Here is a 25,476-nt window from a genome sequence, read left to right as displayed (position 1 = left end):
TTCAAAAAAATGGGAGGCTTATGTATGGAACAAACTTTTGACTTGCAAGCTCCGTATGAGCCAGCGGGAGATCAAATAGAAGCAATTAAAGAACTAGTAGAAGGGGTTAATGAAGGAAAAAGATATCAAACCTTACTAGGTGCGACAGGCACAGGTAAAACATATACTATTTCAAATGTAATTCAACAGATAAACAAACCGACATTAGTGATGGCACATAACAAAACACTAGCGGGTCAATTATATAATGAGTTTAAAGAGTTTTTTCCGAACAATGCGGTCGAGTACTTCGTTAGTTACTATGATTATTTTCAACCAGAAGCATATGTTCCATCAACCGATACATTTATAGAAAAAGATTCTAGTATTAACGAGGAGATAGATAAGCTCCGACATTCTGCTACTTCTTCTTTATTTGAAAGAAAAGATGTCATTATTATCGCATCAGTATCCTGTATTTACGGTTTAGGTAATCCTGAGGAATATAAAGAGATGGTCTTATCATTAAGAACCGGAATGGAAATAGATCGTAATCAGCTATTACGTAAACTCGTCGATATTCAATATGAACGAAACGATTTGAACTTCGTACGCGGAAAATTCCGTGTTCGTGGAGATGTAGTAGAAATTTTTCCGGCTTCACGTGATGAAAAGTGTCTTCGTGTGGAGTTCTTTGGAGATGAGATTGATCGTATTCGTGAAGTTAATGCGCTTACTGGAGAAATTTTAGGAGAACGTGACCACGTAGCTATATTCCCTGCGTCCCACTTCGTTACCCGTGAAGAAAAGATGAAGCTGGCCATAGCAAATATTGAAAAAGAACTAGAAGAACAGCTTGCGTATTTGAGAAGCGAGGATAAGCTTTTAGAGGCTCAGCGATTGGAGCAACGAACTAGGTATGATTTAGAAATGATGGAGGAAATGGGCTTTTGTTCAGGCATAGAAAACTACTCTAGACATTTAACATTAAGAGAAGCTGGAGCGGTTCCTTACACATTACTTGATTATTTTCCAGAAGACTTTTTACTCGTAGTAGATGAAAGTCACGTTTCATTACCTCAGGTAAGAGGAATGTATAATGGTGACCAAGCGAGAAAATCTGTGCTAGTAAATTACGGATTCCGATTGCCATCTGCTCTAGATAATCGCCCCCTTACATTTACTGAATATGAAAAACATATTAACCAAGCTATATTTGTTTCAGCAACTCCTGGCCCTTATGAGCTAGAGCATACACCGGAAATGGTGGAACAAATTATCCGTCCTACAGGACTATTGGACCCAGTCATAACGGTGAAGCCTATTGAAGGGCAAATAGATGATTTAATCAATGAAATACATGAAAGATCGGCTAAAAATGAGCGTGTTTTAATTACGACGTTAACGAAAAAAATGTCGGAGGATTTAACGGACTACTTAAAGGAAATCGGTATAAAGGTACAGTATTTACATTCAGAAGTAAAAACACTAGAGCGTACTGAAATTATTCGGGAACTTCGTTTAGGTACCTACGATGTACTAATAGGGATTAACTTGTTGCGAGAAGGAATAGATATACCAGAGGTGTCTCTAGTAGCAATATTAGATGCCGATAAAGAAGGGTTTTTACGTTCTGAACGTTCATTAATCCAGACTATTGGTCGTGCTGCTCGTAATTCTAATGGAGAAGTTATTATGTATGCAGATAAAATGACAGACTCTATGCGAAAAGCAATTGATGAAACGAAACGTCGCCGAACAATTCAACTGGAATATAACGAAAAACATGGCATCACACCAAAAACAATTCAAAAGAAAATAGGCGATGTTATCCGTGCATCACAGGTTGCAGAAGAGGAAGAAACATATGCACAACGCTTAATAAGCGGAAAACCATTAACGAAAGAAGAAAAGGCAACACTTCTAGAAAATCTAGAAAAAGAAATGAAAGATGCAGCTAAAGCACTTAATTTTGAACGAGCTGCAGAATTACGCGATGCAATTTTGGAACTGAAGCTGGAAGGGTGATAGAAGTTGAAAAATCAAGAAATCGTGATTCAAGGTGCACGTGCAAATAATTTAAAAAATGTAAGCTTGAAAATACCAAGAGATAAGCTAGTAGTCATGACTGGACTTTCTGGCTCTGGTAAATCCTCCTTAGCTTTCGATACAATTTACGCGGAGGGACAACGTCGATATGTAGAGTCATTATCAGCCTATGCACGACAATTTTTGGGGCAAATGGAAAAGCCAGATGTCGACGTCATTGAGGGACTATCACCAGCTATTTCTATCGATCAAAAAACGACGAGTAAAAATCCACGCTCTACAGTAGCTACTGTGACCGAAATTTATGATTATATGCGACTATTGTATGCGCGAGTTGGAAAACCAATATGTCCAAATCATGGTATTGAAATTTCATCTCAAACGATTGAACAAATGGTTGATCGCTTAAGTGAATATCCAGAAAAAACCAAGATGCAAGTGCTGGCACCAATTGTTTCAGGACGTAAAGGGACTCATGTAAAGCTTTTGGAAGAGATGAAAAAAGAAGGTTTCGTTCGTGTACGTATTAATGGAGAGTTAATCGATTTAGACGATGATATCAACCTAGATAAAAATAAAAAACATAATATTGAAGTTGTCATCGACAGAATTATTATGAAAGAAGGAGTTGCTGCAAGGCTTAGTGATTCTCTAGAGTCAGCTCTAAGAATTGCAGATGGCAAAGTTTTAATAGATGTTATGGAACACGAAGAAATTCTATTTAGTGAGCATCACGCCTGTCCGATATGTGGATTTTCTATCGGAGAATTAGAGCCACGAATGTTTTCTTTTAATAGTCCATTTGGTGCTTGTACTGATTGTGATGGACTTGGTACAAGGTTAGAGGTGGATCCAGATTTAGTTGTTCCAGACAAAAGCGTCACTCTAGCAGACGGAGCCATTGTTGCATGGCAGCCAACGAGCTCTCAGTATTATCCGAAACTCTTAGAGGCAGTATGTAAGCATTACAAAATAAAAATGAATGTTCCAGTTGAAAAATTGCCGATTGATCAATGGAACAAAATTATGTATGGGTCAGACAATGATAAATTCCGTTTTCGATATGAAAATGAGTTTGGACAAGTTCGAGATAGCATGATTTCATTTGAAGGCGTTCTTGCGAATATAGAGCGGAGATATAAAGATACGTCGTCCGATTATATTCGTGAGCAAATGGAAAAATATATGGAGCAGCATGACTGTCCTACATGTAATGGCTATCGCCTAAAAGAAGAAACACTTGCAGTTAAGATAAATTCCCTACATATTGGGGAAATTACTAAATACTCCATTGAAGAAGCAAATAAGTTTTTCAATGAGCTGAGCTTATCTGAAAAAGATATGCAAATTGCTCGTCTTGTGCTGAGAGAGATTAACGAACGTTTAGGTTTTCTGGATAATGTTGGACTAGATTATTTAACATTAAACCGTGCGTCAGGAACGTTATCAGGTGGGGAAGCACAACGTATTCGTCTGGCAACTCAAATTGGCTCAAGACTGACAGGGGTATTATATATTTTGGATGAACCATCTATAGGGTTACATCAACGAGATAATGATCGATTGATCGAAACATTAAAAAATATGCGAGATATTGGGAACACCTTAATAGTTGTAGAGCATGATGAAGATACAATGATGGCGGCAGACTATTTAATAGACGTGGGACCAGGTGCAGGAGTGCATGGCGGAGAAATAATCGCTGCAGGAACTCCTGAACAAGTGATGAAAAATAAAAAGTCTTTAACCGGACAATATTTAAGTGGTCAAAAGTTTATTCCACTTCCAGTGGATAGAAGAAAACCAGATGGTCGCTTTATCAAAATAAAAGGCGCTTCAGAAAACAACTTGAAAAATGTGAGTGTAGATATTCCATTAGGTGTATTTACAGCTGTTACAGGAGTTTCAGGATCAGGGAAAAGTACATTAGTAAATGAAATATTATATAAGTCATTAGCCCAGAAGTTAAACCGCTCAAGAGTGAAACCCGGCGTCAATAAAGGTGTCGAAGGTATGGAAATGCTAGAAAAAGTTATTGAGATTGACCAGTCTCCAATCGGTCGTACCCCGAGATCTAACCCAGCTACCTATACAGGAGTTTTTGATGATATTCGTGACCTTTTTGCAACGACAAATGAAGCAAAAGTAAGAGGATACAAAAAAGGTAGATTCAGTTTCAATGTAAAAGGCGGACGTTGTGAGGCCTGTCGCGGAGATGGGATTCTCAAAATTGAAATGCACTTCCTACCTGATGTCTATGTACCATGTGAAGTCTGCCATGGAAAAAGATATAATCGTGAGACTTTGGAAGTGCAATACAAGGGCAAGAATATTGCGGATGTCCTAAAAATGACTGCAGAGGACGGCTATGCCTTTTTCGAAAACCATCCGAAAATCAGTCGGAAGATAAAAACAATTGTAGATGTGGGACTTGGATATATGGAATTAGGGCAACCAGCAACGACTCTTTCTGGTGGTGAGGCGCAACGAGTGAAGCTAGCATCTGAATTACACAAGCGTTCTAACGGCAAGTCTTTTTATATTTTGGATGAACCTACTACAGGTCTTCATGTAGACGATATCGCAAGATTGCTAATAGTACTTCAACGTTTAGTAGATAACGGAGATAGCGTATTAGTGATTGAGCATAATCTGGATGTCATTAAAACAGCAGATTACATGATTGATCTAGGACCAGAAGGTGGAGATAAAGGAGGAACAATCGTTGCAGTAGGTACACCAGAGAAAATTATTGCATCGAAAGATTCATATACAGGGAAGTACTTGAAAACCATTTTAGAAAGAGATAGACAACGGATGGATCAAGTAGTAACTAAAGCGACTAAAAAGAAAAAAAGTCCCGTATCGACTACATGATGAAACTTTTTGATTTTTCAATCGTATATAGTAATGTAAGTAAAATGATTTATAGTATAAATTCATGAGGAGGCCTTTCACTATGCAAGAAGAACGAAAACGTATTTTAGATATGGTTGAAAATGGCACGATTACTGCACAAGAAGCTTTGGCATTACTAGAAGAGCTAGGAAAACAAACTACACCTGCAACACCGTTTGTACCTGAGGAAAAAGAATATAAAAAGTCACAAAACAATAATACCGATTTCGTGGAAGATTTGAAGCGCGACTTTAGCGTAATGGGTGAGCGATTCATGCAGTTTATGCAAGGCACAGTCGACAAAATGAAAGATTTTGAAATGCCATTCGGAGATCCAGTTACTTTTGAAGAACAATTCGTCAAAGAGGATGTAAATTTTACAGATATCTCTATTAATATTGCGAATGGTAAAGTTGAAGTTCACTCTACGGAAGAAGAGCATGTACGTGCTTCTGTTAAAGTGAAAACTTTTAGAAATTCAACAGAAGAAGAAGCAAAGGCACGTTTCCATGAAGAATTTATCTTCTCAACAGAAGGAAACAAATTACGCGTATATAGTGATATGAAAACAACTTCTGTCCAAGTAACGTTATATGTTCCAAAGAAAGAGTATAATTATATTTCTGCACGATTATTTAATGGTGAGTTCATCGCTAAAAATTTAGAGGCAAACTCATTCAAAGTGAAAACAACAAATGGTAAAGTGGAATTAGATGAATTGAAGTTTGAAAGAGCTGATATCGAAACGGTTAATGGATCGGTTCAAGTTCAGCAGGTTGAAGGAGAAACGATTGAAGTAGAAACGATGAATGGTCGTATTTACGTAGATGGTAAGCTCAAAGAAATAGAAGGTTCATCGGTAAGTGGACATGTTATTTTAACAACAAAAGATAAAGCAGCCCGCAAAATAGAAGGAACAGCAGTAGCCGGAACGGTCGAACTGTATATTCCAAAAGATGTTTCGATAAAAGGAGAAGCTACTTCTCAAATTGGTAAAATAGATGTTCAATTGGCTGATGTCACTCATCTGAACCAATCAGAGCAACTGTTAAACAAAAAAGTAGGATTCACAAAAGTAGTGGATTCAGAAGCTGTGCCTTTACGAGTATACGGTGATGCAAAAACAGGATCTGTTGTTGTTCGATATACAGTAGAAGGCGAATAAATAAAGTATTACTTCCATCATTTAGGATTTCTTCATCCCAATGATGGATAGTTAAACCAATAAAAAGTGGAGTGGGATATTATTCCCCTCCACTTTTTTATTTTGAAAAATAAGCATAGATAAATAAACCGGCCTCCACGCTTCGCCTAACTCTTTTCCCGCAGGAGGCGCTGACTTTCACTTCATGTGCACATTTCGAGTGTAAATCAACAAATAACTTTGGAAAAATTATCCGTTTCGCAAGTAAAAGGTAGAGTACCGCAAGTAAATATAGACGTAGAGCAAGTAGAGCGTCGTCGACTGCAAGTAAGTAACAAGTGATAGCAAGTAAACAATAGATGAGAGCAAGTAAAGATAAAATAAGGTCATCTTATAGGGTCGTGTACATACAAAATCATTACACCAGGCTCTTTGAATAATATGGATTGCATATTAAATGTAAGAAGGCTATCCAAAACCAACAGAAAACGATAGGAACAGGTTTTGCATCAAAAACCGGATTCTGGTTTTATAATATGCTTTTTCAAGTTTTTCCCTTGATTAACGCTTTTGCTGGATCCAACATAGAATTGCAAAAGCGATGGCTTTCGCACAGCGCTTTCTATATTCTATAGATTGTAATAAAGTTGATTCATTTTTATTCGTCATGAATCCACATTCCACTAACACTGCAGGCATTCGAGTATCTCGAACAACTGCAAAATCTGCCTTTTTTACTCCTCGGTTTGATCTTCCTGTAATAGAGCATACAGAGGTTTGGATTAACGAAGCAAGAATAATTGATTGCTCGGAAGGCTTCGTATAGGTAAAGGTTTCTATTCCACTAACGCTATTCCATGTGGTGCCATACGCGTTGGCATGGATAGAGATAAACGCGTCAACTCCCATTTTGTTAGCTAAATTGGTTCTCTCTTTAAGTGGAACATCTCTCTCCCTGTTATGACTATTCATAACTATCAGTCCAAAAGCAGTGAGTTCATTTTTTACAAACTGAGCAACCACCTCATTAAATTCAAACTCTTTCATTTTCCCATCTGGTGTTTGTTTTCCGATTGTGTCAGGTCCATGGCCTGCATCTAACATAATTTTCATCGAAAAAACCTCCTTTCTTCTTTTAAATAGAGAAGGAAAAGTTAAATGGATACAATTTAAGTTGTTAATCATGATAAAATAGATATTAGGTTTAAATTGTAGGACGAAGGGAGTTTAGGGGTATGTCTCATGTGACGACAAAGGATATTAAAGAACATTTGAATCTCACACTGATAAGTGGGAAAGAAGGCATCGGGCGTCATATTTCCGTAAGCGATATTTCTAGACCGGGAATTGAAATTGCAGGATATTTTACACATTATCCTTCAAATCGTATACAGCTTTTAGGGAAGACAGAGATTTCTTTTTTTGCTTTACTACAGCCAAAAGAAAAAAGTGAACGTATGAGGAAACTTTGTGCTCAGGATACACCGGTAATTATTGTTTCTCACGGAATGGAAGTGCCTCAGGAGTTAATCGATGCATCCAATGAAAGTTCAGTTCCTGTATTAACGACTAGTTTGCCTACGACAAGATTTTCAAGTATGCTCACAAACTTTTTAGAAAGTAGGTTAGCACCTTCTACTGCTGTACATGGTGTACTTGTAGATATTTATGGGGTTGGTGTGCTAATCACTGGAAAAAGTGGAGTCGGAAAAAGCGAAACGGCATTAGAGTTAGTGAAAAGGGGGCACCGTTTAGTAGCGGATGATTGTGTGGAAATTAGACAAGAGGGAGAGGATACGTTAGTTGGGAGTGCCCCACAGCTAATTGAGCATCTCTTAGAAATTCGCGGATTAGGCATTATTGATATAATGACATTATTCGGGGCCAGTGCAATTCGAAGCTATAAACGTATTACGCTTGTCATCGAATTAGAAATTTGGGATGAGAAAAAGACATATGACCGTCTAGGTCTCGAAGAAGAGAAAATGGAAATTATTAATACTGCAATTACAAAGCTAACTGTTCCAGTTCGTCCGGGTAGAAATATAGCAGTAATTATTGAAGTAGCAGCAATGAATCATCGATTAAAAAAGATGGGGGTAAATGCTGCAGAAGATTTCGCCAAACGTTTAAATGATGTTATAGAACAAAATGCAGAAGTAGATTATTAATAAATGTCTGAAGGGAGTTACATATGAGTTTATTACAAATAATTGATCCGGTAGCTTTTTCTCTAGGGCCGTTAGAGGTACGTTGGTATGGAGTAATAATTGCACTGGGTATAGTATTAGCATTTTTCGTGGCACAAAAAGAAATGGTAAAGAGAGGTTTCCATCCAGATTATTTAACAGATTTACTCATTTGGGCAGTTCCAATCGCTATTATTAGTGCACGTATTTACTATGTTATTTTTAAATGGGATTTTTATAGTCAAAATCCAGGGAAGATTATTGAAATTTGGAATGGCGGAATTGCGATTCACGGTGCATTGATTGGATCATTTATAACGGCCTATATTTTCACCAAAAAACGTGGCTCATCTTTTTGGAAGGTTGCCGATATAGTAGCGCCAAGTATTTTAATCGGACAGACTATAGGACGTTGGGGAAATTTCATCAATCAAGAAGCTCATGGCGGAGAAGTAACGAGAACTTTTTTAGAAAATTTAATGCTTCCAAATTGGATTATCGAGCAAATGTATATAGATGGGAAGTATTATCATCCGACATTTTTATATGAATCCATCTGGAACTTTGTAGGTGTTGTTATTCTAATATTACTTCGTAAAGTGAATTTGCGTCGAGGAGAAATGGTGTTATTTTACGCAGCATGGTACTCTATCGGGCGATTTTTCATCGAAGGGATGCGTACTGACAGTCTCTATTTAATAGGAGAATTACGAACTGCACAAGTCGTTTCTATTGTGACTATTGTAGTTGCTATTATTGTCTTTGTATATAGAAGAGTGAAGGTAAAACCCGTTATTCATTATCAAGATAAGTAAGAAAGCTGGGATAAGATGGGGACGTTGAAAAATGGACTGTTTGCTGGTCTTAAAACGACATGGACATTAAGCAAAGTAATTTTCCCAATTACATTAATCGTTGTGATTTTGCAATATACTCCTGTTCTACCTTGGATTATTGATATCATCTCCCCATTTATGGGGCTATTAGGACTTCGGGGAGAGGCTGCAATTCCTTTAGTGCTAGGTAATGCATTAAATTTATATGCAGGGATAGCAGGGATACTATCTCTGGAATTGACAGTTAAGGAAGTTTTCATACTAGCGACGATGTTATCCTTTTCTCATAATATTTTCATTGAAACTGGAGTCGCCCTTCGAGTTGGAGTGAAATTATGGGTTGTATTGGTTGTTCGCTTTGGTTTGGCAATTCTGTCTGCAGTCATTATTAACCTCGTGTGGCAAGGTGGAGGAGAGGTAGCGAAATATGGTGCGCTACAAGTAAGTCAGCAAGTTCCTGATGGATGGGGAGAAATTATTTTGTTTGGCTTACAAAAGGCGACGTTCGGCGTTATACAATTAGCGGTAATTGTCATACCGTTGATGGTAATTATTCAGTTTTTAAAAGACCGGAATTATTTACAAAAGTTTTCAGAAAAACTAGCTCCTTTTACGAAAATTATTGGTGTAAAACCAAACGCTTCCCTAACGCTTGTAGCTGGGCTGGTGATTGGACTTGCATATGGAGCAGGTGTAATGATTCAAGCAGTGCAAGAGGATGGAGTAAGTAAAAAGGATGCGACATTAGCATTTATTTTCTTAGTGGCATGTCACGCCGTGGTCGAGGATACTTTAATCTTCGTTCCGTTGGGAATTCCAATCTGGCCATTATTATTAATACGATTGCTAACTGCTTTCATATTAACGATAGTAGTTGCTTATGTTTGGAGGAAAGCGGAGCAAAGTAAACATAAGGAAGTGGTAATCCCGTGAAAAACTATAAAGCCCTACTTTTTGATTTAGATGGAACATTATTAGATACGAACGAACTAATTATTGAATCTTTTTTACATGTTTTAGGCGAAACATTTCCGGGGAAATATAGTCGGGAGACTGTCCTACCGTTTTTAGGACCCCCATTATTTGAAACATTTGATGCGATAGACCCAACTTTAACGGAGACTTTAACTGCTTCCTATCGTAAATGGAATCTGGAACGCCATGACCAAATGGTAGCTCCATTTGATGGAGTCGTAGAAACATTACGACAACTAAAAAAGGATGGCTATAAACTGGCAATTGTTTCTACTAAAAGACGGGAAATGATCGATAGAGGTCTAAAAATAATGGAATGTGAAACATTATTTGATACAATTGTTGGCTTTGACGATGTTACATATACAAAGCCTAATCCTGAGCCTATTCAAATAGCATTACAAAGAATTGGAACTAATAAGGAAGATGCGCTTATGATTGGCGACAATTTTCATGATATCGTAGGTGGGCAAAGAGCTGGAGTTGATACAGCTGCTGTAGCTTGGTCCATCAAAGGAGAAGCATTCTTGTCTACTTATAATCCTACTTATATGCTACATCGAATGAGTGACTTACTTGAAATAGCAAAAGGGCAGCGTGTATGAGGAGAACAGAACGATATCCTGTAAAAGGGGCAAATTCGCTTTGGCATGTGTATGATACTGTTCCATTTTGGAAAGTTATGAAGAACTTTATCTTTATTCAAGCCGCTAGATATTCACCTTTTTTAAGCTGGAAAAATTTTTTCTATCGTGTTTTTCTGAAAATGGAAGTTGGCAAAGAAACGTCTTTTGCCTTAATGGTAATGGTAGATGTAATGTTCCCAGAGCGTATTAAAGTAGGTGACAATTCCATTATTGGGTACAATACGACGATTCTTGCACATGAATATTTGATCGATGAGTATCGTATTGGAGATGTCATTATCGGTAATCGAGTACTGATAGGGGCAAATACGACAATTTTGCCAGGTATTACGATTGGGAATGATGCCATTGTTTCTGCAGCAACACTCGTCAATGCAGACGTTCCAGAAGGATGCTTTGTTGGAGGAAATCCAATGCGTATTATTTATACGAAGGAACAAATGCTAGAACGAAATAAAAAATAATGAAAAGCTATTCTACTTAGTGTTGAACTAAGAAGTATAGCTTTTTTTGATGAATAAAATCGGCGACGAGAAAAGTAATTAATAGTGGGGGTGAACTTGCGATTCGGAGCGACTATCTTGCGATTCAGATAATCTCGATAGAGAACTTGCGATTATCATGATTCATATTGCGATTAGCAGAGTTGAACTTGCGATTTGAACCACTGACCTTGCGATTCGAGGCGACTATCTTGCGATTCAAAAAATCCCAGTAGAGACCTTGCGATTTGCACGGTTTATATTGCGACTAGCAGAGTTGAACTTGCGATTTGGAGAGACTATCTTGCGATTTAGAAAATCCTAGTAGAGACCTTGCGATTCGCGGCGACTATCTGGCGATTAGCAATGTTAACCTTGCGATTTGAGACATCGACCTTGCGATTCGGAACGACCATCTTGCGATTCAGAAAATCTCCAAGGTGGTAAAGGACATGTTGACGAAAAGGTAAAAATAGTATAAAATTCAATTAATTCATCTTATTAGTTCTCTAGTGTGTTAAAGTAATGTAAGGGGTGTTCAAATGAGCAAAATTCAAATGTTCGAGAAGCCACTTGGAATGAGAGATTCATTTCCTGAAGTAAACGAACAAAAAGAATCTATACGATCGATTGCAAGGGATTTTATACGTACAAAAGGGTATGACTTTATAAAAACGCCTTCCGTGGAGTATTTTGAAACAATCGGAAAGGCTTCTGCTATTGATGAGTCTTCTTTGTTTAAATTAGTAGACAATCAAGGCGAGATGCTTGTATTGCGTCCTGATATGACGACTCCGATTGCTAGAATAGCAGCTTCTAAGTTATTAAAGGAAAAAAATCCGTTACGATTAGCGTACTATGCAGATGTATTTCGTGCACAACAACGAGAAGGTGGGAGACCGGCAGAGTTTGAGCAGCTAGGACTTGAACTTGTTGGGGATTTTAGCCCATACGCAGATAGTGAAATAATATATACTGCGATAGAACTATTGAAGGCTTTAGGGGTAGAAAGCTTCCAAATTACAATTGGACATGCTGAAATCCTAACTGCTTTCTTAACAAACAACACAGATAATACGAAACAGGTAGAAATGCTAAGACAATTATTAGTAGAGAAAAATTTAGTAGGTTTCTCACAAAAGTTAGAAAGCATGAACTTATTAGAAGAACAAAAAGAACGTCTTATGAAAATAATTGATTACACAATAGAGTCCAATACATTTACGGATTTCCGACAGTTCCTTAATGACGACCAACAATACCTAATTGATCAGGTGGAAGAACTTCAAAATTTATTAGAATTCCAATTGAATGACTTTTCGATTGTATCGTTCGATTTTTCATTAGCGAGTCATATGAGCTATTACACTGGTATGCTGTTTGAAATTCACGCTGCAGGAAGTGGATTCTCCATTGGGAATGGTGGACGATACGATGAGCTATTTAAAAAATTCGATGAAAAAGTTGGTGCTACTGGATTTGGAATTAGAGTAGATAGATTATTGGAGGTATTACCGAAACAAATAATAAAGGAAAAACATACACTTCTTTTATTTGATAGAGGGTCCTTTTCTAAAGCGAATGTATTAGCGGAAGCTAGAAGGAATGTATCGGAATACGTGACATTGCAATACATAGAAAGTGTAAATGATCTAGAAGCGTTTAAACAAATATTCGATGAAGTGGTTATCGTGTCCGAAGGTGGTTCTTTACGTGAATGAGTTAACAATTGCAATGCCAAAAGGTCGTATTTTTGAAGAAGCATATAAATTATTTGTGCAAGCGGGATTTAACTTGCCAGCAGAGATTAGTGATTCGAGAAAGTTAATCGTTGAGGCTCCAGATGAACGCATTCAATTCATATTGGCAAAACCGATGGATGTTCCTGTATATGTTGAACATGGTGTAGCAGACATCGGCATTGCGGGAAAGGATGTTTTATTGGAGCAGCACCGCGATGTCCATGAGTTATTGGATCTACATATTAGTAATTGTTATATAGCAACTGCTGGCATACCGAACACGAAAATGAATGAGATTGCTCCGCGTGTTGCAACAAAGTATCCAAGAATTGCTACAAACTTCTACAAGGAAAAAGGAGAGCAAGTGGAAATCATTGAGTTGAATGGCTCAATTGAACTCGCACCAATGATTGGTCTTGCAGATCGTATTGTAGATATTGTTTCCACTGGACAGACACTTAAGGAAAATGGCTTAGTTGAATATGAAAAGATTGTTTCTATCTCATCTCGATTGATCGTCAATCCTGTAAGCTATCGAGTGAAAAGTGAACGAATCAATATTTTCGTTGCACAATTAAAAAATGAATTGAACAAAAGGTAGGGAATCCTATGAAAATAGAAAAGCTTACAGATACAATTTCATTACTGCGTTCCGTTGAACAACCAGATCCAGATTATTTAATTACTGTTCGTGAGGTAATTGCGGATGTACGCCAGAACGGAGATGAAGCCCTTCTTCGTTACACGGAAAAATGGGATGGTGCCAAACTGGAGTCACTTAAAGTATCCAAAGAAGAAGTGGATGAAGCATACGCTAAGTTTGATAAACAATTGATAGGAGATTTAGAAGAGGCTGCAGCTAATATTAGAGCATTTCATACAGAGCAGGCTCGCAGTCAAATAGACTTTCCATTAGCTAAAAACTCATATATTCAATATAAAATTTCACCACTAGATGCGGTAGGTTTATATGTGCCGGGTGGAACAGCGGCTTATCCTTCTTCAGTATTAATGAACGCTATTCCTGCAATTGTAGCTGGGGTAGAAAGAGTGGTCATAGTATCACCACCAAATATGGAAGGGAATCTACCTGATTCTGTATTAGTAGCAGCACGTATTGCTGGCATTACAGAAATATATAAGGTTGGTGGAGCACAAGCAATTGCGGCTCTTGCCTACGGTACTGAAACAATTAAAGCGGTAGATAAAATAACAGGACCAGGTAATAGTTTTGTAGCACTTGCCAAAAGAGAAGTATTTGGCAGGGTAGCAATCGATATGATAGCGGGTCCTAGTGAAATAGCGATTATTGCAGATGATACAGCCTATGCGGATGAACTAGCGGCTGACCTTCTTGCTCAAGCTGAGCATGATCGATTTGCAAGTTCCGTATTAATCACAACGAGTACATCCCTTGCAAAGCAAGTGTCAAAAGAAGTAGAAAAACAATTAAAGCTTCTTCCTAGAGAAGAAATTGCTCGCAGTTCTATCGAAAACTTTGGGTGTATTTATATCGCTGAATCCATGGAACAAGCGGTAGCAGCAGTGAATGAGCTAGCACCGGAACATTTGGAAATTATTACAGAGAAACCCGAAGAACTAAGTCAAAAGATTAAGCATGCAGGAGCTATTTTCATTGGGAGATTCAGTAGTGAACCAGTAGGAGATTACTTTGCTGGTACGAATCATGTACTACCGACAAATAGCACGGCAAGATTTTCAAGTGGGTTAAGTGTGGACGATTTCGTGAAGAAAACAAGCATCGTCTATTATTCAGAAGAAATGTGGAAAGAACAATATCCTAAAATTGCCCGCTTAGCTAGACTAGAGCAATTAGAAGGACATGCTAGGTCTGTAGAGTCGAGGAGCTGGAAAAAGGAGGATTCAAAATGACAAATAAAAGAGCAGCGAAAATAGAAAGAATGACGAATGAAACAAAAGTATGGGTTGAAATAGACTTAGATGGTGAAGGAAAAGCGGAAATAGATACAGGTGTCCCTTTTATGGATCATATGCTGGACTTATTTACTAAGCATGGTTTATTTGATGCTTCTATTAAAGCTAAGGGAGATACATATATCGATGATCACCATACGACTGAAGACATCGGTATTGTTCTAGGGCAAGCAGTGAAACAAGCATTAGGAGATAAAATAGGTATTAAACGCTACGGAAATGCTTTTGTACCAATGGATGATGCACTAGCGCAAGTAGTAATAGATATTTCAAATCGTCCGCATTTAGAGTTCCGTGCACAATTCCCAACTCAAAAAGTTGGTAGTTTTGATACTGAGCTTGTACATGAGTTCCTCTGGAAATTTGCATTGGAAGCACGTATGAATGTCCATGTCATCGTTCATTATGGAGCAAACACACATCATATGATCGAAGCGATCTTCAAAGCGTTAGCTCGAGCGATTGATGAAGCTATTACAAAAGACGATCGAGTGAAGGGCGTTCCTTCTACAAAAGGTCTACTTACATAAGAAGGAGAGAATAATATGACGTCCATTCAAGTTTACCCAGCAATCGATATGAAAGGTGGGAAATGCGTCCGCCTGTATCAAGGGGATTATGAGCAAGAAACCATTTATGGCGATTCTCCATTCGAGATGGCTAAAAAATTTGCGGATGAAGGGGCAACTTGGATACATCTAGTAGATTTAGACGGTGCAAAAGACGGTGAGAAAATCCATGCTGGTGAAGTTATTCGTATCGCCAAGGAGCTGCCAGTTAGTGTGCAAATTGGTGGAGGAATTCGTACGAAGGATGATGTTCAATTTTATTTGAATAACGATGTAAATCGTGTAATTATAGGAAGTCTTGCTATTTCACAACCAGAATTAGTAGTGGGGTTAATAGAAGAATTCGGCGGTGATAGAATTGTCATCGGACTTGATGCAAAGGATGGAATGGTGGCTACACATGGATGGCTAGAAACCTCCACACAATCTGCCGTCGAAGTAGGACAGTATTTTGCTTCTAAAGGTGCTAAGCACGTAATTTTCACGGACATTGCAACAGATGGAACGCTTCAAGGTCCAAACTTAGTGGCAAATAAAGAACTAGCAGAAGAAACTGGACTATCTGTTATTGTATCGGGTGGAATAAGTTCCTTAGAAGATATTACAGCAGTAGCTAAATTAGCACAAACGACGACTGTTGCTGGTGTTATTACGGGTAAAGCATTGTACAATGAACGATTTACTCTAACTGAAGCTCTACAAGAAGCGGCCAAATAAGTACACAAGCATTCGTATACTTCGAATGAAAGAGGAGTAGAACAATTATGACTAATTTAACTTATGATGAAAAAGGCTTAATACCTGTAATCGTACAGCATGCCATTACAAGAGAAGTGTTAACACTTGCTTACATGAACGGGGTAGCCTATGCAAAAACAGTCGAAACTGGGGAAACTTGGTTTTTTAGCCGTAGTAGACAACAACTTTGGCATAAAGGGGAAACCTCTGGGAATACTCAAAAGGTAGTTTCTATTAAGTCAGATTGCGATTCGGATGCATTAGTAGTAGAGGTACTACCAACAGGACCAGCATGTCATACTGGAGAAGATACATGTTTTCATAATACATTAGAAAAACTAGATGACACCGTAGGATATAATACAATAACAACTCTCATCAATACTATAGAAGAAAGACAGCAGTCTATGCCAGAAGGTGCATATACGACGTACCTGTTTGAGAAAGGTGTAGATAAAATTTGTAAGAAAGTTGGAGAAGAAGCATCCGAAGTTATAATCGCTTCCAAAAATAATGATGGGGAAGAGTTGAAATGGGAAGCAGCAGATCTTCTTTATCATCTGTTAGTTCTTCTACAAAACCAACAAGTAAGCTTCTATGATCTACTGCAAGTACTGCAAAAAAGACATGATGCCAAAGCAGATAAAAAGTAAATATATGTGGTATACTGAAGGATATACTAATAAGGGACGTTTTTTTAAACGTTCCTTATTATTTTTCGGAGGATTATATTGAATAAAAAAAGTAAAAAAGTTCTTAGAGAAAATATAATTTCGTTTTTACCTACGGGTGAATACTACTATAAAAAAGCTTTAGATGAACTACAAAAAGAACAATATGAAAAAGCACATAAATATTTAAAACGAGCAGCAGAACTAAGTCCAAATGATCCCATGATATTACTACAGTACGCGATATTACAAATGGAAATAGATAATTTTGAACTAGCGCATGAGCTTTTGAGAAGTGCCCATGCAATTGACCATAACGAATCAGAAATTGTATTCTTTTTGGCGGAGGTAAATGCCCATCTAGGAAATTTTGTTGAAGCGAACAAATTCGCCCAAATGTATTTGGAGATGGATATCCAAGGGGAATACACGGAAGAAGCAATGGAGATTGTAGACTTCACGGAGCAAGAGGATGTGGTATCACTTCAGGTAGATACGCCTTCTGGTGAAGCGCTGTTTTTACAAGAAAAATCGAGACGATTGATGGAGCAAGGTAAGTTTGCTGAGGCGGTAGAATTATTAGAATCCATCGTAGTGGACCATCCAGATTTTTGGGCAGCATTCAATAATTTGGCACTTGCTTATTTTTATATTGGCGAAGAAGAACAGGCAAAGGCTTTGCTACATGATGTACTCAATGAAAATAGAGGAAATATCCACGCACTATGCAATTTAGCTGTGATTCATTACTATGAAAAAAATGAAGAAGAGCTGGAAGAAATCGTAGGATTACTAACCAAGATAAACCCTTATTTTGTTGAACATCGCTATAAGTTAGGTGCGACATTTGCGTTAATAGGCAAATATGAACAAGCATTTAAGTGGCTTAGAAGTTTACAACGAAAAGGTTTTGAAGGTGATCCAGGATTTTATTTTTGGCTTTCCCATTCGGCTTATTTTTCTGGGCATGAAGAGATAGCTAAAAATGCTTGGAAAGCACTATTGAAGCTAGATCCGGAAAAAGCTGGATTTGAACCGTGGCTACCAGTAAAAAGTGAATCTGATGAAGCTGCTTCTAAAATTCAAAAGGAATATATTTTAGAAAAGATAGAGCATAAGCATGTGAGTGAACGTATTTATGGATTTTATTTATTAGGAAAGTCTAAGCATCGTCAAGAAATTATTTCCCATCCTAAATGGATTGTTGTAGATGATCTAACAACGATGGAGAAACTATTCCTTGCTAATTCTTTAGGACATGATTTTGATGAAAAGTCTCCTGCAGAGAAAGCTTTTTTACGTGTTATTGCAGCAACAGACCTATTGTATGATAAATATAAGCCTTTAGAGCATGAAGATACATTTCTATTTCAAATGTGGTTTGTTCTAGTAGAACGTGGCTTAGAGAAAGCCTATGGATTCAAAAATCCACGTGCATTAGCAGCAGCAACGGAGTATATGTTTGAATCATCGCGCTCTAAAAATGTAACGAAAAAATATTATGCAGAGCAATATGGCATCACAACAAATACACTGACTAAATATATTAACGAACTGATGCAATTTTTGCCCCTTTTCGACTCCTAAGCAAAATAGTTGAAGCGTATGAAAAAATCCTATAGATTGAAGATAGTAGCAATGTAGGAGGAATCTAAATGACTGAAGATAAAATTTATGATGTAATTATAATTGGGGCTGGACCTGCAGGAATGACAGCTGCAGTATATACATCTCGTGCAAACCTTTCCACATTAATGATCGAACGTGGGATCCCAGGTGGACAAATGGCGAACACAGAGGAAGTGGAAAACTATCCTGGATTTGAAATGATCTTAGGGCCAGAGCTTTCTACTAAAATGTTCGAACATGCGAAAAAGTTCGGTGCTGAATACGCATACGGAGATGTTTCGGAAATTGTTAACGGTGAGGATTACAAAACAGTTAAAGTTAGTGGAAAAGAATATAAAGCGTTAGCAGTTATTATTTCCTCTGGTGCAGAATATAAAAAAATGGGTATTCCAGGAGAAACAGAGTTAGGTGGACGTGGAGTTAGTTACTGTGCAGTCTGCGATGGGGCATTCTTCAAACAGAAAAACCTTGTAGTTGTAGGTGGAGGAGACTCTGCTGTTGAAGAAGGTGCATTCCTAACTAAATTTGCGAACAAAGTAACCATCGTGCATCGTCGTGACGAGCTACGTGCGCAAAAAATTCTTCAAGACCGTGCGTTTGCAAATGAGAAAATTGATTTTATCTGGAATACTACATTAAAAGAGATTCATGGAAAAGATGGAAAAGTAGCAAGTGTTACTTTAGTGTCTACTGTGGACGGTACTGAAAGAGAATTTGAAACAGACGGCGTATTCGTATATGTAGGGATGCTTCCATTAACGAAACCTTTCGCGAATTTAGGTATTTTAAATGACGGTGGATATATTGTAACAAACGAGAAAATGGAAACAACTGTACCTGGGATATTCGGCGCAGGGGATGTTCGTGAGAAAATGCTTCGTCAAATTGTCACTGCTACAGGAGATGGAAGTATTGCTGCACAAGCTGCGCAACACTATATTGAAAATTTGAAAGACAAAACAATTACAAACGCTTAATTTAATTTTATCTTAACCGGATTGTAATAGTCTTGAAATAAATAAAGTGTATAGTAAAGAATATAAATTGACCCCCTTTTTATATAAGAAACATTTGGACAGGCTGTTTCGCGATTTTAATCGTGAAGCAGCCTCTTTTTATGAAATTTAATGTATAATATAATTTATGAAGATGAAAGATGCGGAGTGATGATTTGTGCAAAGAATAGCAAACCTACTCGTATGTAAAGATGATAAAGTTTTATTATTAAAAAAACCAAGAAGAAATTGGTATGTAGCACCAGGTGGTAAAATGGAGATGGGTGAATCTATTTTAGTTTCCGCGGTACGTGAATTTACAGAAGAAACGAATACAGTGCCTGTACAACCTCATTTAAAAGGAATATATACAATGGTCATAGAGGAAGATGGAAAGCGTATAGATGAATGGATGTTATTTACTTTTGTCGCTAAAGACATAAAAGGAATACCTTTCGAAGTAACAACAGAAGGTGTATTAGAATGGCATTCTGTCGAAGACTTACACCATCTTCCAATGGCTGAAGGCGATAGAACAAATCTATTATTTGCAGCTCAAGAAAAAGGTACACAATATGGAACATTTGTATATACACCTGATTTTTCTTTGATAAAGGAAACGATTCAGCAATCAACGGAGGGAGAATGAGCAATGGATAGTCTTCAAAAGCACGAAACGGAAGTTGTAATAATTACTGGAATGTCGGGTGCTGGAAAGACAGTGGCTATCCAAAGTTTTGAAGATCTTGGCTATTACTGCATTGATAATTTACCACCGGAATTATTGAGTACGTTCATCAAACTAATGATAGATTCGAATAAACAACCTCGAAATATTGCAGTTGTGATGGACTTGCGTGGTGGGGAAATGTTCCATTCTTTAGCAGACTCTGTTAATGAGCTACAGGAGACAACAACTGTTACGCCTAAATTATTGTTTTTGGATTCCGGTGATGAAGTATTGGTAAGAAGGTATAAGGAAACACGTCGTTCTCATCCGCTTGCAAACTCTGGATTACCTTTAGAAGGTATTAAAAAAGAAAGACAAATGCTCTCTGATTTAAAGGGGAGAGCACAATACATTTACAACACTTCCAAGATGAAACCTCGAGAACTGAGAGAAAAAATACAAGAAGAATTTTCTTCTAAAAGCAGTCAAGTATTTACTGTAAACGTTATGTCCTTTGGATTTAAGCATGGTATTCCAATAGATGCGGATTTAGTATTTGATGTACGTTTTCTTCCTAATCCATATTATATAGAAGAGCTACGCTTGAAATCAGGACTTAACGAAGAGGTATCCAGCTACGTATTAAAATGGGTTGACACTAAAACATTAATCGAGAAGCTAACGGATTTGTTCAATTTCATGATTCCTCAATACAAAAGAGAAGGAAAAACCCAACTAGTAATTGCATTTGGATGTACCGGAGGGCAGCATCGCTCTGTTACATTAGCAGAATACTTTGGAAAGTCATTGCGAGCAGAAGACAAAACCATTATTACGCATCGTGATGTCGTCATAAGAAAGGAATGAAGGAATGGAACCTACAAAACGCCGTAAAAAACTAGTTATACTCGGTGGAGGTACGGGTCTGTCTACGTTACTTCGTGGCTTGAAAAAATTTCCACTGGATATTACGGCAATCGTAACAGTTGCAGATGACGGAGGAAGCTCTGGGCGACTTCGCGATGAATATGATATACCACCTCCTGGAGATGTTCGAAATGTATTAGCGGCTCTTTCAGATGTCGAGCCATTAGTGGAGGAAATGTTCCAGTATAGATTTTCTCATTCAGCCGAATTGGAAGGGCATTCACTGGGGAATTTGATGCTAGCTGCATTAACATCCATAACAGGTGATTTTGCCCATGCCGTAACTGAAATGAGTCGAGTACTAAATATTCGTGGGAAAGTGCTACCGGCGGCCAATCAAATAGTAACTTTAAATGCTATATTTGAAGATCAAACGACCGTAAAGGGAGAATCTAAAATCCCGTGCTATGGCAAGAAAATTGAAAGAGTATTTATTACTCCTCCAGATGTGAAACCGTTACCAGAAACTATTAATGTCATTCGACAAGCTGATGTTATTGTTATTGGTCCAGGAAGTTTATATACAAGTATTTTGCCGAATTTATTAGTGCAAGATATACAAAAAGCGATTAGAAAATCTAAAGCGAAGAAAGTTTATATTTGTAATTTAATGACACAGGCTGGTGAGACTGGTAATTATTCGGCTTATGATCATGTAAGTGCATTGATCGAACATGTCGGTGAGAACTTCTTGGATGCTGTGTTAATAAGTAAGGAAGAAATTCCTGAAAATGTGAGATATTTATATAAACAAGAACAGGCATCTCCTGTTAGAATAGATATTGACCAACTAGAAAAGTTGAATATTGATATAGTAAAAAAAGACATTTCAGTCGTTCATGACGGTGCTGTTCGGCACGATGCAACGGAAGTAGCGAAATGGCTTGTAGAATACGCAGACGGGTTAAAAGTTTAACCGTCGAGGAGAAAGGGGGAAACGGAATATGTCGTTTGCTTCTGAAACTAAAAAAGAGATGACTCAGGAAGAGTCAGAACCTTGTTGTGCACGAGCAGAGCTTTCTGCACTCATACGCATGAATGGTTCACTTTCATTTAGCAACAAAATGTTAAGCTTAGACGTTCAAACAGAAAATGCAGCTATTGCTAGAAGACTATATACATTAATAAAATCGTTATACCCATATCAAGTTGAATTACTTGTTCGAAAGAAAATGAGATTGAAAAAGAACAATATATATATTTGTCGTATTCGCGAAGGGGCAAAAAACCTGTTAGAGGATCTTCAAATTTTAATGGATGGTTTTCAATTTGAATACTCCATTTCCAAAGAGCTTGTGCAAAAGAGTTGCTGTAAACGAGCTTATTTAAGAGGAGCCTTTTTAGCAGGAGGGTCGGTTAATAATCCGGAAACCTCATCTTATCACTTAGAAATTTATTCTTCATATAAAACACATAGTGATGCACTGGTAGATTTAATGAATGAATATGAACTGAATGCGAAAACAATAGAACGAAAAAAAGGGTTTGTCGCATATTTAAAGGAAGCAGAAAAGATTTCTGACTTCTTAAGTATTGTGGGAGCCCATAGAGCTTTACTGAAATTTGAGGATGTCCGTATCATTCGAGATATGCGAAATAGTGTAAACCGTCTTGTTAATTGCGAAACGGCGAATCTGAATAAAACAATCAGTGCAGCCATTCGCCAGGTAGACAATATTCGGTTTATCGAGAATTCTATCGGCTTAGATCAATTACCAGAAAAACTTCGTGAAATAGCTAGGTTACGAGTAGAGTATCAAGATGTTACACTAAAAGAACTAGGTGAAATGGTTTCTACTGGCAATGTGAGTAAATCAGGTGTAAATCACCGATTGCGAAAAATAGATGAAATAGCAGATGCGCTTCGCAATGGAGAGACAATTTAAAGAAATGGGGAGTAGACAATGGCAGAACAGCAGGTAGAAGTAAAATTATCTTCAGGACTTCAAGCAAGACAGGCTGCACTTTTTGTACAAGAAGCAAATCGTTATATCGCAGACGTCTATTTAGAAAAAGATACTAAAAAAGTAAATGCGAAGAGTATTATGGGAATTATGAGCTTGGCAATCAGCAAAGGAACAAAGGTAAGTTTAAGTGCTGATGGTTCCGATGCAAAGGAAGCAGTAGAAGCTCTAGCTAATTTCATCTCGAGTGAATCTTAAAAATGAACGGCCTCACTAGTCAATTTAGACGAAAGGGCGGTTTTTTTTATTTGAGAAAAAATGTGTCTTGAAGAGTAAAGACTATATAATATTCTGCTTATTTTCGTTTCAGGTGGCCGTTTTCCGCGGGCGAGGTTGAGCCTCCTCGGGCGGCGCTACGCTTCTTCCCTGCGGGGTCTCAACTTTCTCGCTTATCCCGCTGGAGTCGCCACCTTTCACTACAATCAATTAAGTGAGTAGTATCCAAATTGAAGATTTAGTATTGCTTTGTCTTGAACTCTTAACTAAGCTGAATTATCCAATATAAAGGAATTAGAAAGTATTTGCAGAATAACTATTTACATTGGGTGAAATAAACTGCTTACCATTCATTGAAGAGCAAAATAAGGTGGTGGTTGTATGAAAAATACTAAAAAAATATTCATTCTTGTGGTAATAACTCTCTTAATCTCAATTGTGTTAGTAAGAATTCAATTATCGAATAATATACAAATAGAAAACGTATTGACTGAGGAGTTTTTCAGAAGCGAAACTAGTTTAAGCATAGAGAAAATAAATAATTTAACTTTTACAGAAATTAATATATCTGAAAAAAATCAAACGGAAATTAAGGAACTATTTAAAGAACTGAAGCTAAAAAGAACGGATGATTCTTATTCTCCACTTGATGCAAAATACAGGATAGTATCAACATCGAATCCGGATGACCAAATGTATATATTTGTTGGTGAAAATAGAATTGTATTTCCCCATAAAATTAGTGCAGGGTATAGCATAAATAATAATGATGAGCTTATAGAGGAAATAGAAAAGTTATTGAATTAAGTATTTTCATAAAAAGGGTGTATCAAAATTTAGGTGAACCTTTTATGTAGAAATGGAAATATACCTTGTTTGTAAAGGAGATATGGATTGGAAAATATTAATAAACCAAATATCGCACTAATTTTAAAGTGCGCAAAGAGCACTTTTTCGTGCTATAACTAAAAATACAAAAGTTATTTACGCAAAAATTGAAAATAATAATCTTATTTGGAAAGTATATTTTGATGAAATTCCTACAGAGGAAGAAAAAGAAATGCTTAGTATAGCTGCGACAGAAATTATATGTGATTTTCCAGAGCTGATGAACAATATATTCACCATCCAGAACCAATAAACTTTAAAGATATTAAATATTATAATTGGCCATATACACGGTATTGATTGAGGATTAGATGCTTATAGTTAGTACCTAAATAAAAAATCAAGTACTATAAAAAACTCCCAAAGGAATATACCTTTGGGAGTTTAAATCAATTTATTATGATTTTTTCATTTCGCTACGATCGATAATGTGATCGATTAAGCCGTATTCTTTTGCGCGTTCAGCTGTCATGAAGTTATCACGATCTGTATCACGTGAAACGACTTCAATTGGTTGACCAGTGCGCTCAGCCATGATGTTATTTAATTTATCGCGTAAGAATAAGATACGTTTTGCAGCAATTTCGATTTCTGTTGCTTGCCCTTGTGCTCCACCAAGTGGTTGGTGAATCATTACTTCAGCATTTGGAAGCGCATAGCGTTTACCTTTTGTACCAGCTGTAAGTAGGAAAGCACCCATAGAAGCTGCCATACCGATACAAATTGTTTGTACATCAGGTTTGATGAACTGCATTGTATCGTAAATTGCCATACCAGCTGTGATACTTCCGCCTGGGCTATTAATATAAATAGAGATGTCTTTTTCTGGATCTTCTGCTTCTAGGAATAATAATTGAGCAACGATTGAGTTAGATACGTTATCATCAATACCACTTCCAAGCATAATAATGCGATCTTTTAATAATCGAGAGTAGATGTCATATGCACGCTCTCCACGATTAGTTTGTTCAATAACAGTAGGAATTAAATTCATCCTGATTGCCTCCTTCAAAGGTGGTTTAAATTAGTTAGTTACTGAGAAAGGTTCCCTCAGTTGTAACTTTATCATACACATTATGGTCAAGGAAGGTCAAATATTAAGCTTGAAAAAGTTCGCTTGAATTATATTCCTTCTATTTGTATAATAGATAAGTCGCTTGCCCTTGTAGTGTAATGGATAACACACAAGCCTCCGAAGCTTGGAATGTGAGTTCGATCCTCGCCGAGGGCATAAAGTAAAACTACCAACAGTGGGGATTTTTCATCCCCCACCTACTTTTCTCATAAAAGTGACGGTAGGTATAACAAGTTA

24 protein-coding genes and 1 tRNA gene are annotated in these 25,476 nt (G+C 37.3%); 23 read left to right on the top strand and 2 right to left on the bottom strand.

Going from position 1 to position 25,476, the window contains the following annotated elements:
- Nucleotides 1–24 precede the first annotated feature (24 nt).
- From uvrB to MKY29_RS16040, 3 genes are all read left to right on the top strand, one after another.
- The gene (gene uvrB, locus MKY29_RS16050) at nucleotides 25–2,007 is read left to right on the top strand and encodes an excinuclease ABC subunit UvrB (protein WP_090566712.1); all 1,983 of its coding nucleotides are present in this window, start codon (nucleotides 25–27) and stop codon (nucleotides 2,005–2,007) included.
- 6 nt (nucleotides 2,008–2,013) lie between these two features.
- Nucleotides 2,014–4,905: an excinuclease ABC subunit UvrA gene (uvrA, locus tag MKY29_RS16045; RefSeq protein ID WP_090566715.1), complete on the top strand. Its 2,892-nt coding sequence runs from the start codon at nucleotides 2,014–2,016 to the stop codon at nucleotides 4,903–4,905.
- Nucleotides 4,906–4,987: 82 nt separating this feature from the next.
- The gene (locus MKY29_RS16040) at nucleotides 4,988–6,091 is read left to right on the top strand and encodes a DUF4097 family beta strand repeat-containing protein (RefSeq protein ID WP_340880275.1); all 1,104 of its coding nucleotides are present in this window, start codon (nucleotides 4,988–4,990) and stop codon (nucleotides 6,089–6,091) included.
- 540 nt (nucleotides 6,092–6,631) lie between these two features.
- Here the strand turns inward: MKY29_RS16040 and MKY29_RS16035 are convergent.
- A complete protein-coding gene (locus MKY29_RS16035; protein WP_340880274.1) occupies nucleotides 6,632–7,183 on the bottom strand; it encodes an N-acetylmuramoyl-L-alanine amidase in 552 nt (183 codons plus the stop codon).
- Nucleotides 7,184–7,305: 122 nt separating this feature from the next.
- Between MKY29_RS16035 and hprK the strand changes: the two genes are divergently transcribed.
- The 19 genes from hprK (at nucleotide 7,306) to MKY29_RS15940 (ending at nucleotide 24,083) form a co-directional block, all read left to right on the top strand.
- On the top strand, nucleotides 7,306–8,241 hold the full coding sequence (gene hprK, locus MKY29_RS16030; protein WP_093495018.1) for an HPr(Ser) kinase/phosphatase: 936 nt from the start codon (nucleotides 7,306–7,308) through the stop codon (nucleotides 8,239–8,241).
- A 23-nt stretch (nucleotides 8,242–8,264) separates the two neighbouring features.
- Entirely contained in the window at nucleotides 8,265–9,074 is an 810-nt protein-coding gene (gene lgt, locus MKY29_RS16025) for a prolipoprotein diacylglyceryl transferase (RefSeq protein WP_093495017.1), read from the top strand.
- Between the two features lie 15 nt (nucleotides 9,075–9,089).
- Nucleotides 9,090–10,028, top strand: coding sequence for a nucleoside recognition domain-containing protein (locus tag MKY29_RS16020; RefSeq protein WP_093495016.1), 939 nt, complete (start codon nucleotides 9,090–9,092; stop codon nucleotides 10,026–10,028).
- Entirely contained in the window at nucleotides 10,025–10,675 is a 651-nt protein-coding gene (gene ppaX / locus MKY29_RS16015; protein ID WP_340880273.1) for a pyrophosphatase PpaX, read from the top strand. Before MKY29_RS16020 ends, ppaX begins: the two co-directional genes overlap by 4 nt.
- Nucleotides 10,672–11,181 carry an acyltransferase gene (locus MKY29_RS16010; protein WP_211895171.1) on the top strand — a complete coding sequence of 170 codons (510 nt, stop codon included), beginning with the start codon at nucleotides 10,672–10,674 and terminating at the stop codon, nucleotides 11,179–11,181. The genes ppaX and MKY29_RS16010 overlap by 4 nt, the downstream gene beginning before the upstream one ends.
- Before the next feature lie 560 nt (nucleotides 11,182–11,741).
- Nucleotides 11,742–12,920, top strand: a complete 1,179-nt coding sequence (locus MKY29_RS16005) for an ATP phosphoribosyltransferase regulatory subunit (protein WP_340880272.1) — start codon at nucleotides 11,742–11,744, stop codon at nucleotides 12,918–12,920.
- The gene (gene hisG, locus MKY29_RS16000; protein ID WP_093495013.1) at nucleotides 12,913–13,542 is read left to right on the top strand and encodes an ATP phosphoribosyltransferase; all 630 of its coding nucleotides are present in this window, start codon (nucleotides 12,913–12,915) and stop codon (nucleotides 13,540–13,542) included. Before MKY29_RS16005 ends, hisG begins: the two co-directional genes overlap by 8 nt.
- 8 nt (nucleotides 13,543–13,550) lie before the next feature.
- Nucleotides 13,551–14,834: a histidinol dehydrogenase gene (hisD, locus tag MKY29_RS15995; protein WP_340880271.1), complete on the top strand. Its 1,284-nt coding sequence runs from the start codon at nucleotides 13,551–13,553 to the stop codon at nucleotides 14,832–14,834.
- The gene (hisB, locus tag MKY29_RS15990) at nucleotides 14,831–15,427 is read left to right on the top strand and encodes an imidazoleglycerol-phosphate dehydratase HisB (RefSeq protein WP_241599034.1); all 597 of its coding nucleotides are present in this window, start codon (nucleotides 14,831–14,833) and stop codon (nucleotides 15,425–15,427) included. Before hisD ends, hisB begins: the two co-directional genes overlap by 4 nt.
- Nucleotides 15,428–15,442: 15 nt before the next feature.
- On the top strand, nucleotides 15,443–16,183 hold the full coding sequence (gene hisA, locus MKY29_RS15985) for a 1-(5-phosphoribosyl)-5-[(5-phosphoribosylamino)methylideneamino]imidazole-4-carboxamide isomerase (protein WP_340880270.1): 741 nt from the start codon (nucleotides 15,443–15,445) through the stop codon (nucleotides 16,181–16,183).
- Between the two features lie 47 nt (nucleotides 16,184–16,230).
- Entirely contained in the window at nucleotides 16,231–16,857 is a 627-nt protein-coding gene (gene hisIE / locus MKY29_RS15980) for a bifunctional phosphoribosyl-AMP cyclohydrolase/phosphoribosyl-ATP diphosphatase HisIE (protein ID WP_340880269.1), read from the top strand.
- A 78-nt stretch (nucleotides 16,858–16,935) separates the two neighbouring features.
- Nucleotides 16,936–18,462, top strand: coding sequence for a tetratricopeptide repeat protein (locus MKY29_RS15975; protein WP_090566753.1), 1,527 nt, complete (start codon nucleotides 16,936–16,938; stop codon nucleotides 18,460–18,462).
- A gap of 68 nt (nucleotides 18,463–18,530) precedes the next feature.
- Nucleotides 18,531–19,481 carry a thioredoxin-disulfide reductase gene (gene trxB, locus MKY29_RS15970; RefSeq protein ID WP_093495009.1) on the top strand — a complete coding sequence of 317 codons (951 nt, stop codon included), beginning with the start codon at nucleotides 18,531–18,533 and terminating at the stop codon, nucleotides 19,479–19,481.
- A gap of 196 nt (nucleotides 19,482–19,677) precedes the next feature.
- Nucleotides 19,678–20,148 carry an NUDIX hydrolase gene (locus MKY29_RS15965; RefSeq protein ID WP_090566759.1) on the top strand — a complete coding sequence of 157 codons (471 nt, stop codon included), beginning with the start codon at nucleotides 19,678–19,680 and terminating at the stop codon, nucleotides 20,146–20,148.
- Between the two features lie 3 nt (nucleotides 20,149–20,151).
- Nucleotides 20,152–21,036: an RNase adapter RapZ gene (gene rapZ / locus MKY29_RS15960; RefSeq protein ID WP_090566762.1), complete on the top strand. Its 885-nt coding sequence runs from the start codon at nucleotides 20,152–20,154 to the stop codon at nucleotides 21,034–21,036.
- A gap of 4 nt (nucleotides 21,037–21,040) precedes the next feature.
- On the top strand, nucleotides 21,041–22,012 hold the full coding sequence (locus tag MKY29_RS15955; protein ID WP_093495008.1) for a gluconeogenesis factor YvcK family protein: 972 nt from the start codon (nucleotides 21,041–21,043) through the stop codon (nucleotides 22,010–22,012).
- A 28-nt stretch (nucleotides 22,013–22,040) separates the two neighbouring features.
- A complete protein-coding gene (gene whiA / locus MKY29_RS15950) occupies nucleotides 22,041–22,982 on the top strand; it encodes a DNA-binding protein WhiA (protein WP_093495007.1) in 942 nt (313 codons plus the stop codon).
- A gap of 18 nt (nucleotides 22,983–23,000) precedes the next feature.
- Nucleotides 23,001–23,258 carry an HPr family phosphocarrier protein gene (locus tag MKY29_RS15945; protein WP_090566768.1) on the top strand — a complete coding sequence of 86 codons (258 nt, stop codon included), beginning with the start codon at nucleotides 23,001–23,003 and terminating at the stop codon, nucleotides 23,256–23,258.
- 399 nt (nucleotides 23,259–23,657) lie between these two features.
- On the top strand, nucleotides 23,658–24,083 hold the full coding sequence (locus MKY29_RS15940; protein ID WP_340880268.1) for a hypothetical protein: 426 nt from the start codon (nucleotides 23,658–23,660) through the stop codon (nucleotides 24,081–24,083).
- Between the two features lie 478 nt (nucleotides 24,084–24,561).
- Here the strand turns inward: MKY29_RS15940 and clpP are convergent, their stop codons facing one another.
- Entirely contained in the window at nucleotides 24,562–25,158 is a 597-nt protein-coding gene (gene clpP, locus MKY29_RS15935) for an ATP-dependent Clp endopeptidase proteolytic subunit ClpP (protein ID WP_090566771.1), read from the bottom strand.
- A gap of 165 nt (nucleotides 25,159–25,323) precedes the next feature.
- On the opposite strand from clpP, the gene MKY29_RS15930 reads away from it, so the two are divergent.
- Nucleotides 25,324–25,395: transfer RNA gene (locus tag MKY29_RS15930), tRNA-Arg, on the top strand.
- The last annotated feature ends 81 nt before the right edge of the window (nucleotides 25,396–25,476 follow it).

Origin of the sequence: Psychrobacillus sp. FSL K6-2365, from assembly GCF_038003165.1 — a bacterium.
GTDB classification, from domain to species: Bacteria; Bacillota; Bacilli; order Bacillales_A; family Planococcaceae; genus Psychrobacillus; species Psychrobacillus psychrodurans.
The sequence above is the reverse complement of the archived record's forward strand: the minus strand, read 5'-3'. Positions and strand labels throughout refer to the sequence as shown.

Bases quoted from the DNA above. Each gene is read 5' to 3' on its own strand.
- clpP (WP_090566771.1), bottom strand. From the start codon at position 25,158: ATGAATTTAATTCCTACTGTTATTGAACAAACTAATCGTGGAGAGCGT.
- whiA (WP_093495007.1), top strand. From the start codon at position 22,041: ATGTCGTTTGCTTCTGAAACTAAAAAAGAGATGACTCAGGAAGAGTCA.
- hisD (WP_340880271.1), top strand. From the start codon at position 13,551: ATGAAAATAGAAAAGCTTACAGATACAATTTCATTACTGCGTTCCGTT.
- rapZ (WP_090566762.1), top strand. From the start codon at position 20,152: ATGGATAGTCTTCAAAAGCACGAAACGGAAGTTGTAATAATTACTGGA.
- MKY29_RS16005 (WP_340880272.1), top strand. From the start codon at position 11,742: ATGAGCAAAATTCAAATGTTCGAGAAGCCACTTGGAATGAGAGATTCA.
- MKY29_RS16035 (WP_340880274.1), bottom strand. From the start codon at position 7,183: ATGAAAATTATGTTAGATGCAGGCCATGGACCTGACACAATCGGAAAA.
- lgt (WP_093495017.1), top strand. From the start codon at position 8,265: ATGAGTTTATTACAAATAATTGATCCGGTAGCTTTTTCTCTAGGGCCG.
- hisIE (WP_340880269.1), top strand. From the start codon at position 16,231: ATGACTAATTTAACTTATGATGAAAAAGGCTTAATACCTGTAATCGTA.
- trxB (WP_093495009.1), top strand. From the start codon at position 18,531: ATGACTGAAGATAAAATTTATGATGTAATTATAATTGGGGCTGGACCT.
- MKY29_RS15945 (WP_090566768.1), top strand. From the start codon at position 23,001: ATGGCAGAACAGCAGGTAGAAGTAAAATTATCTTCAGGACTTCAAGCA.
- MKY29_RS16010 (WP_211895171.1), top strand. From the start codon at position 10,672: ATGAGGAGAACAGAACGATATCCTGTAAAAGGGGCAAATTCGCTTTGG.
- MKY29_RS16040 (WP_340880275.1), top strand. From the start codon at position 4,988: ATGCAAGAAGAACGAAAACGTATTTTAGATATGGTTGAAAATGGCACG.
- hprK (WP_093495018.1), top strand. From the start codon at position 7,306: ATGTCTCATGTGACGACAAAGGATATTAAAGAACATTTGAATCTCACA.
- MKY29_RS15955 (WP_093495008.1), top strand. From the start codon at position 21,041: ATGGAACCTACAAAACGCCGTAAAAAACTAGTTATACTCGGTGGAGGT.
- hisA (WP_340880270.1), top strand. From the start codon at position 15,443: ATGACGTCCATTCAAGTTTACCCAGCAATCGATATGAAAGGTGGGAAA.
- MKY29_RS15940 (WP_340880268.1), top strand. From the start codon at position 23,658: ATGAAAAATACTAAAAAAATATTCATTCTTGTGGTAATAACTCTCTTA.
- hisB (WP_241599034.1), top strand. From the start codon at position 14,831: ATGACAAATAAAAGAGCAGCGAAAATAGAAAGAATGACGAATGAAACA.
- uvrB (WP_090566712.1), top strand. From the start codon at position 25: ATGGAACAAACTTTTGACTTGCAAGCTCCGTATGAGCCAGCGGGAGAT.
- MKY29_RS16020 (WP_093495016.1), top strand. From the start codon at position 9,090: ATGGGGACGTTGAAAAATGGACTGTTTGCTGGTCTTAAAACGACATGG.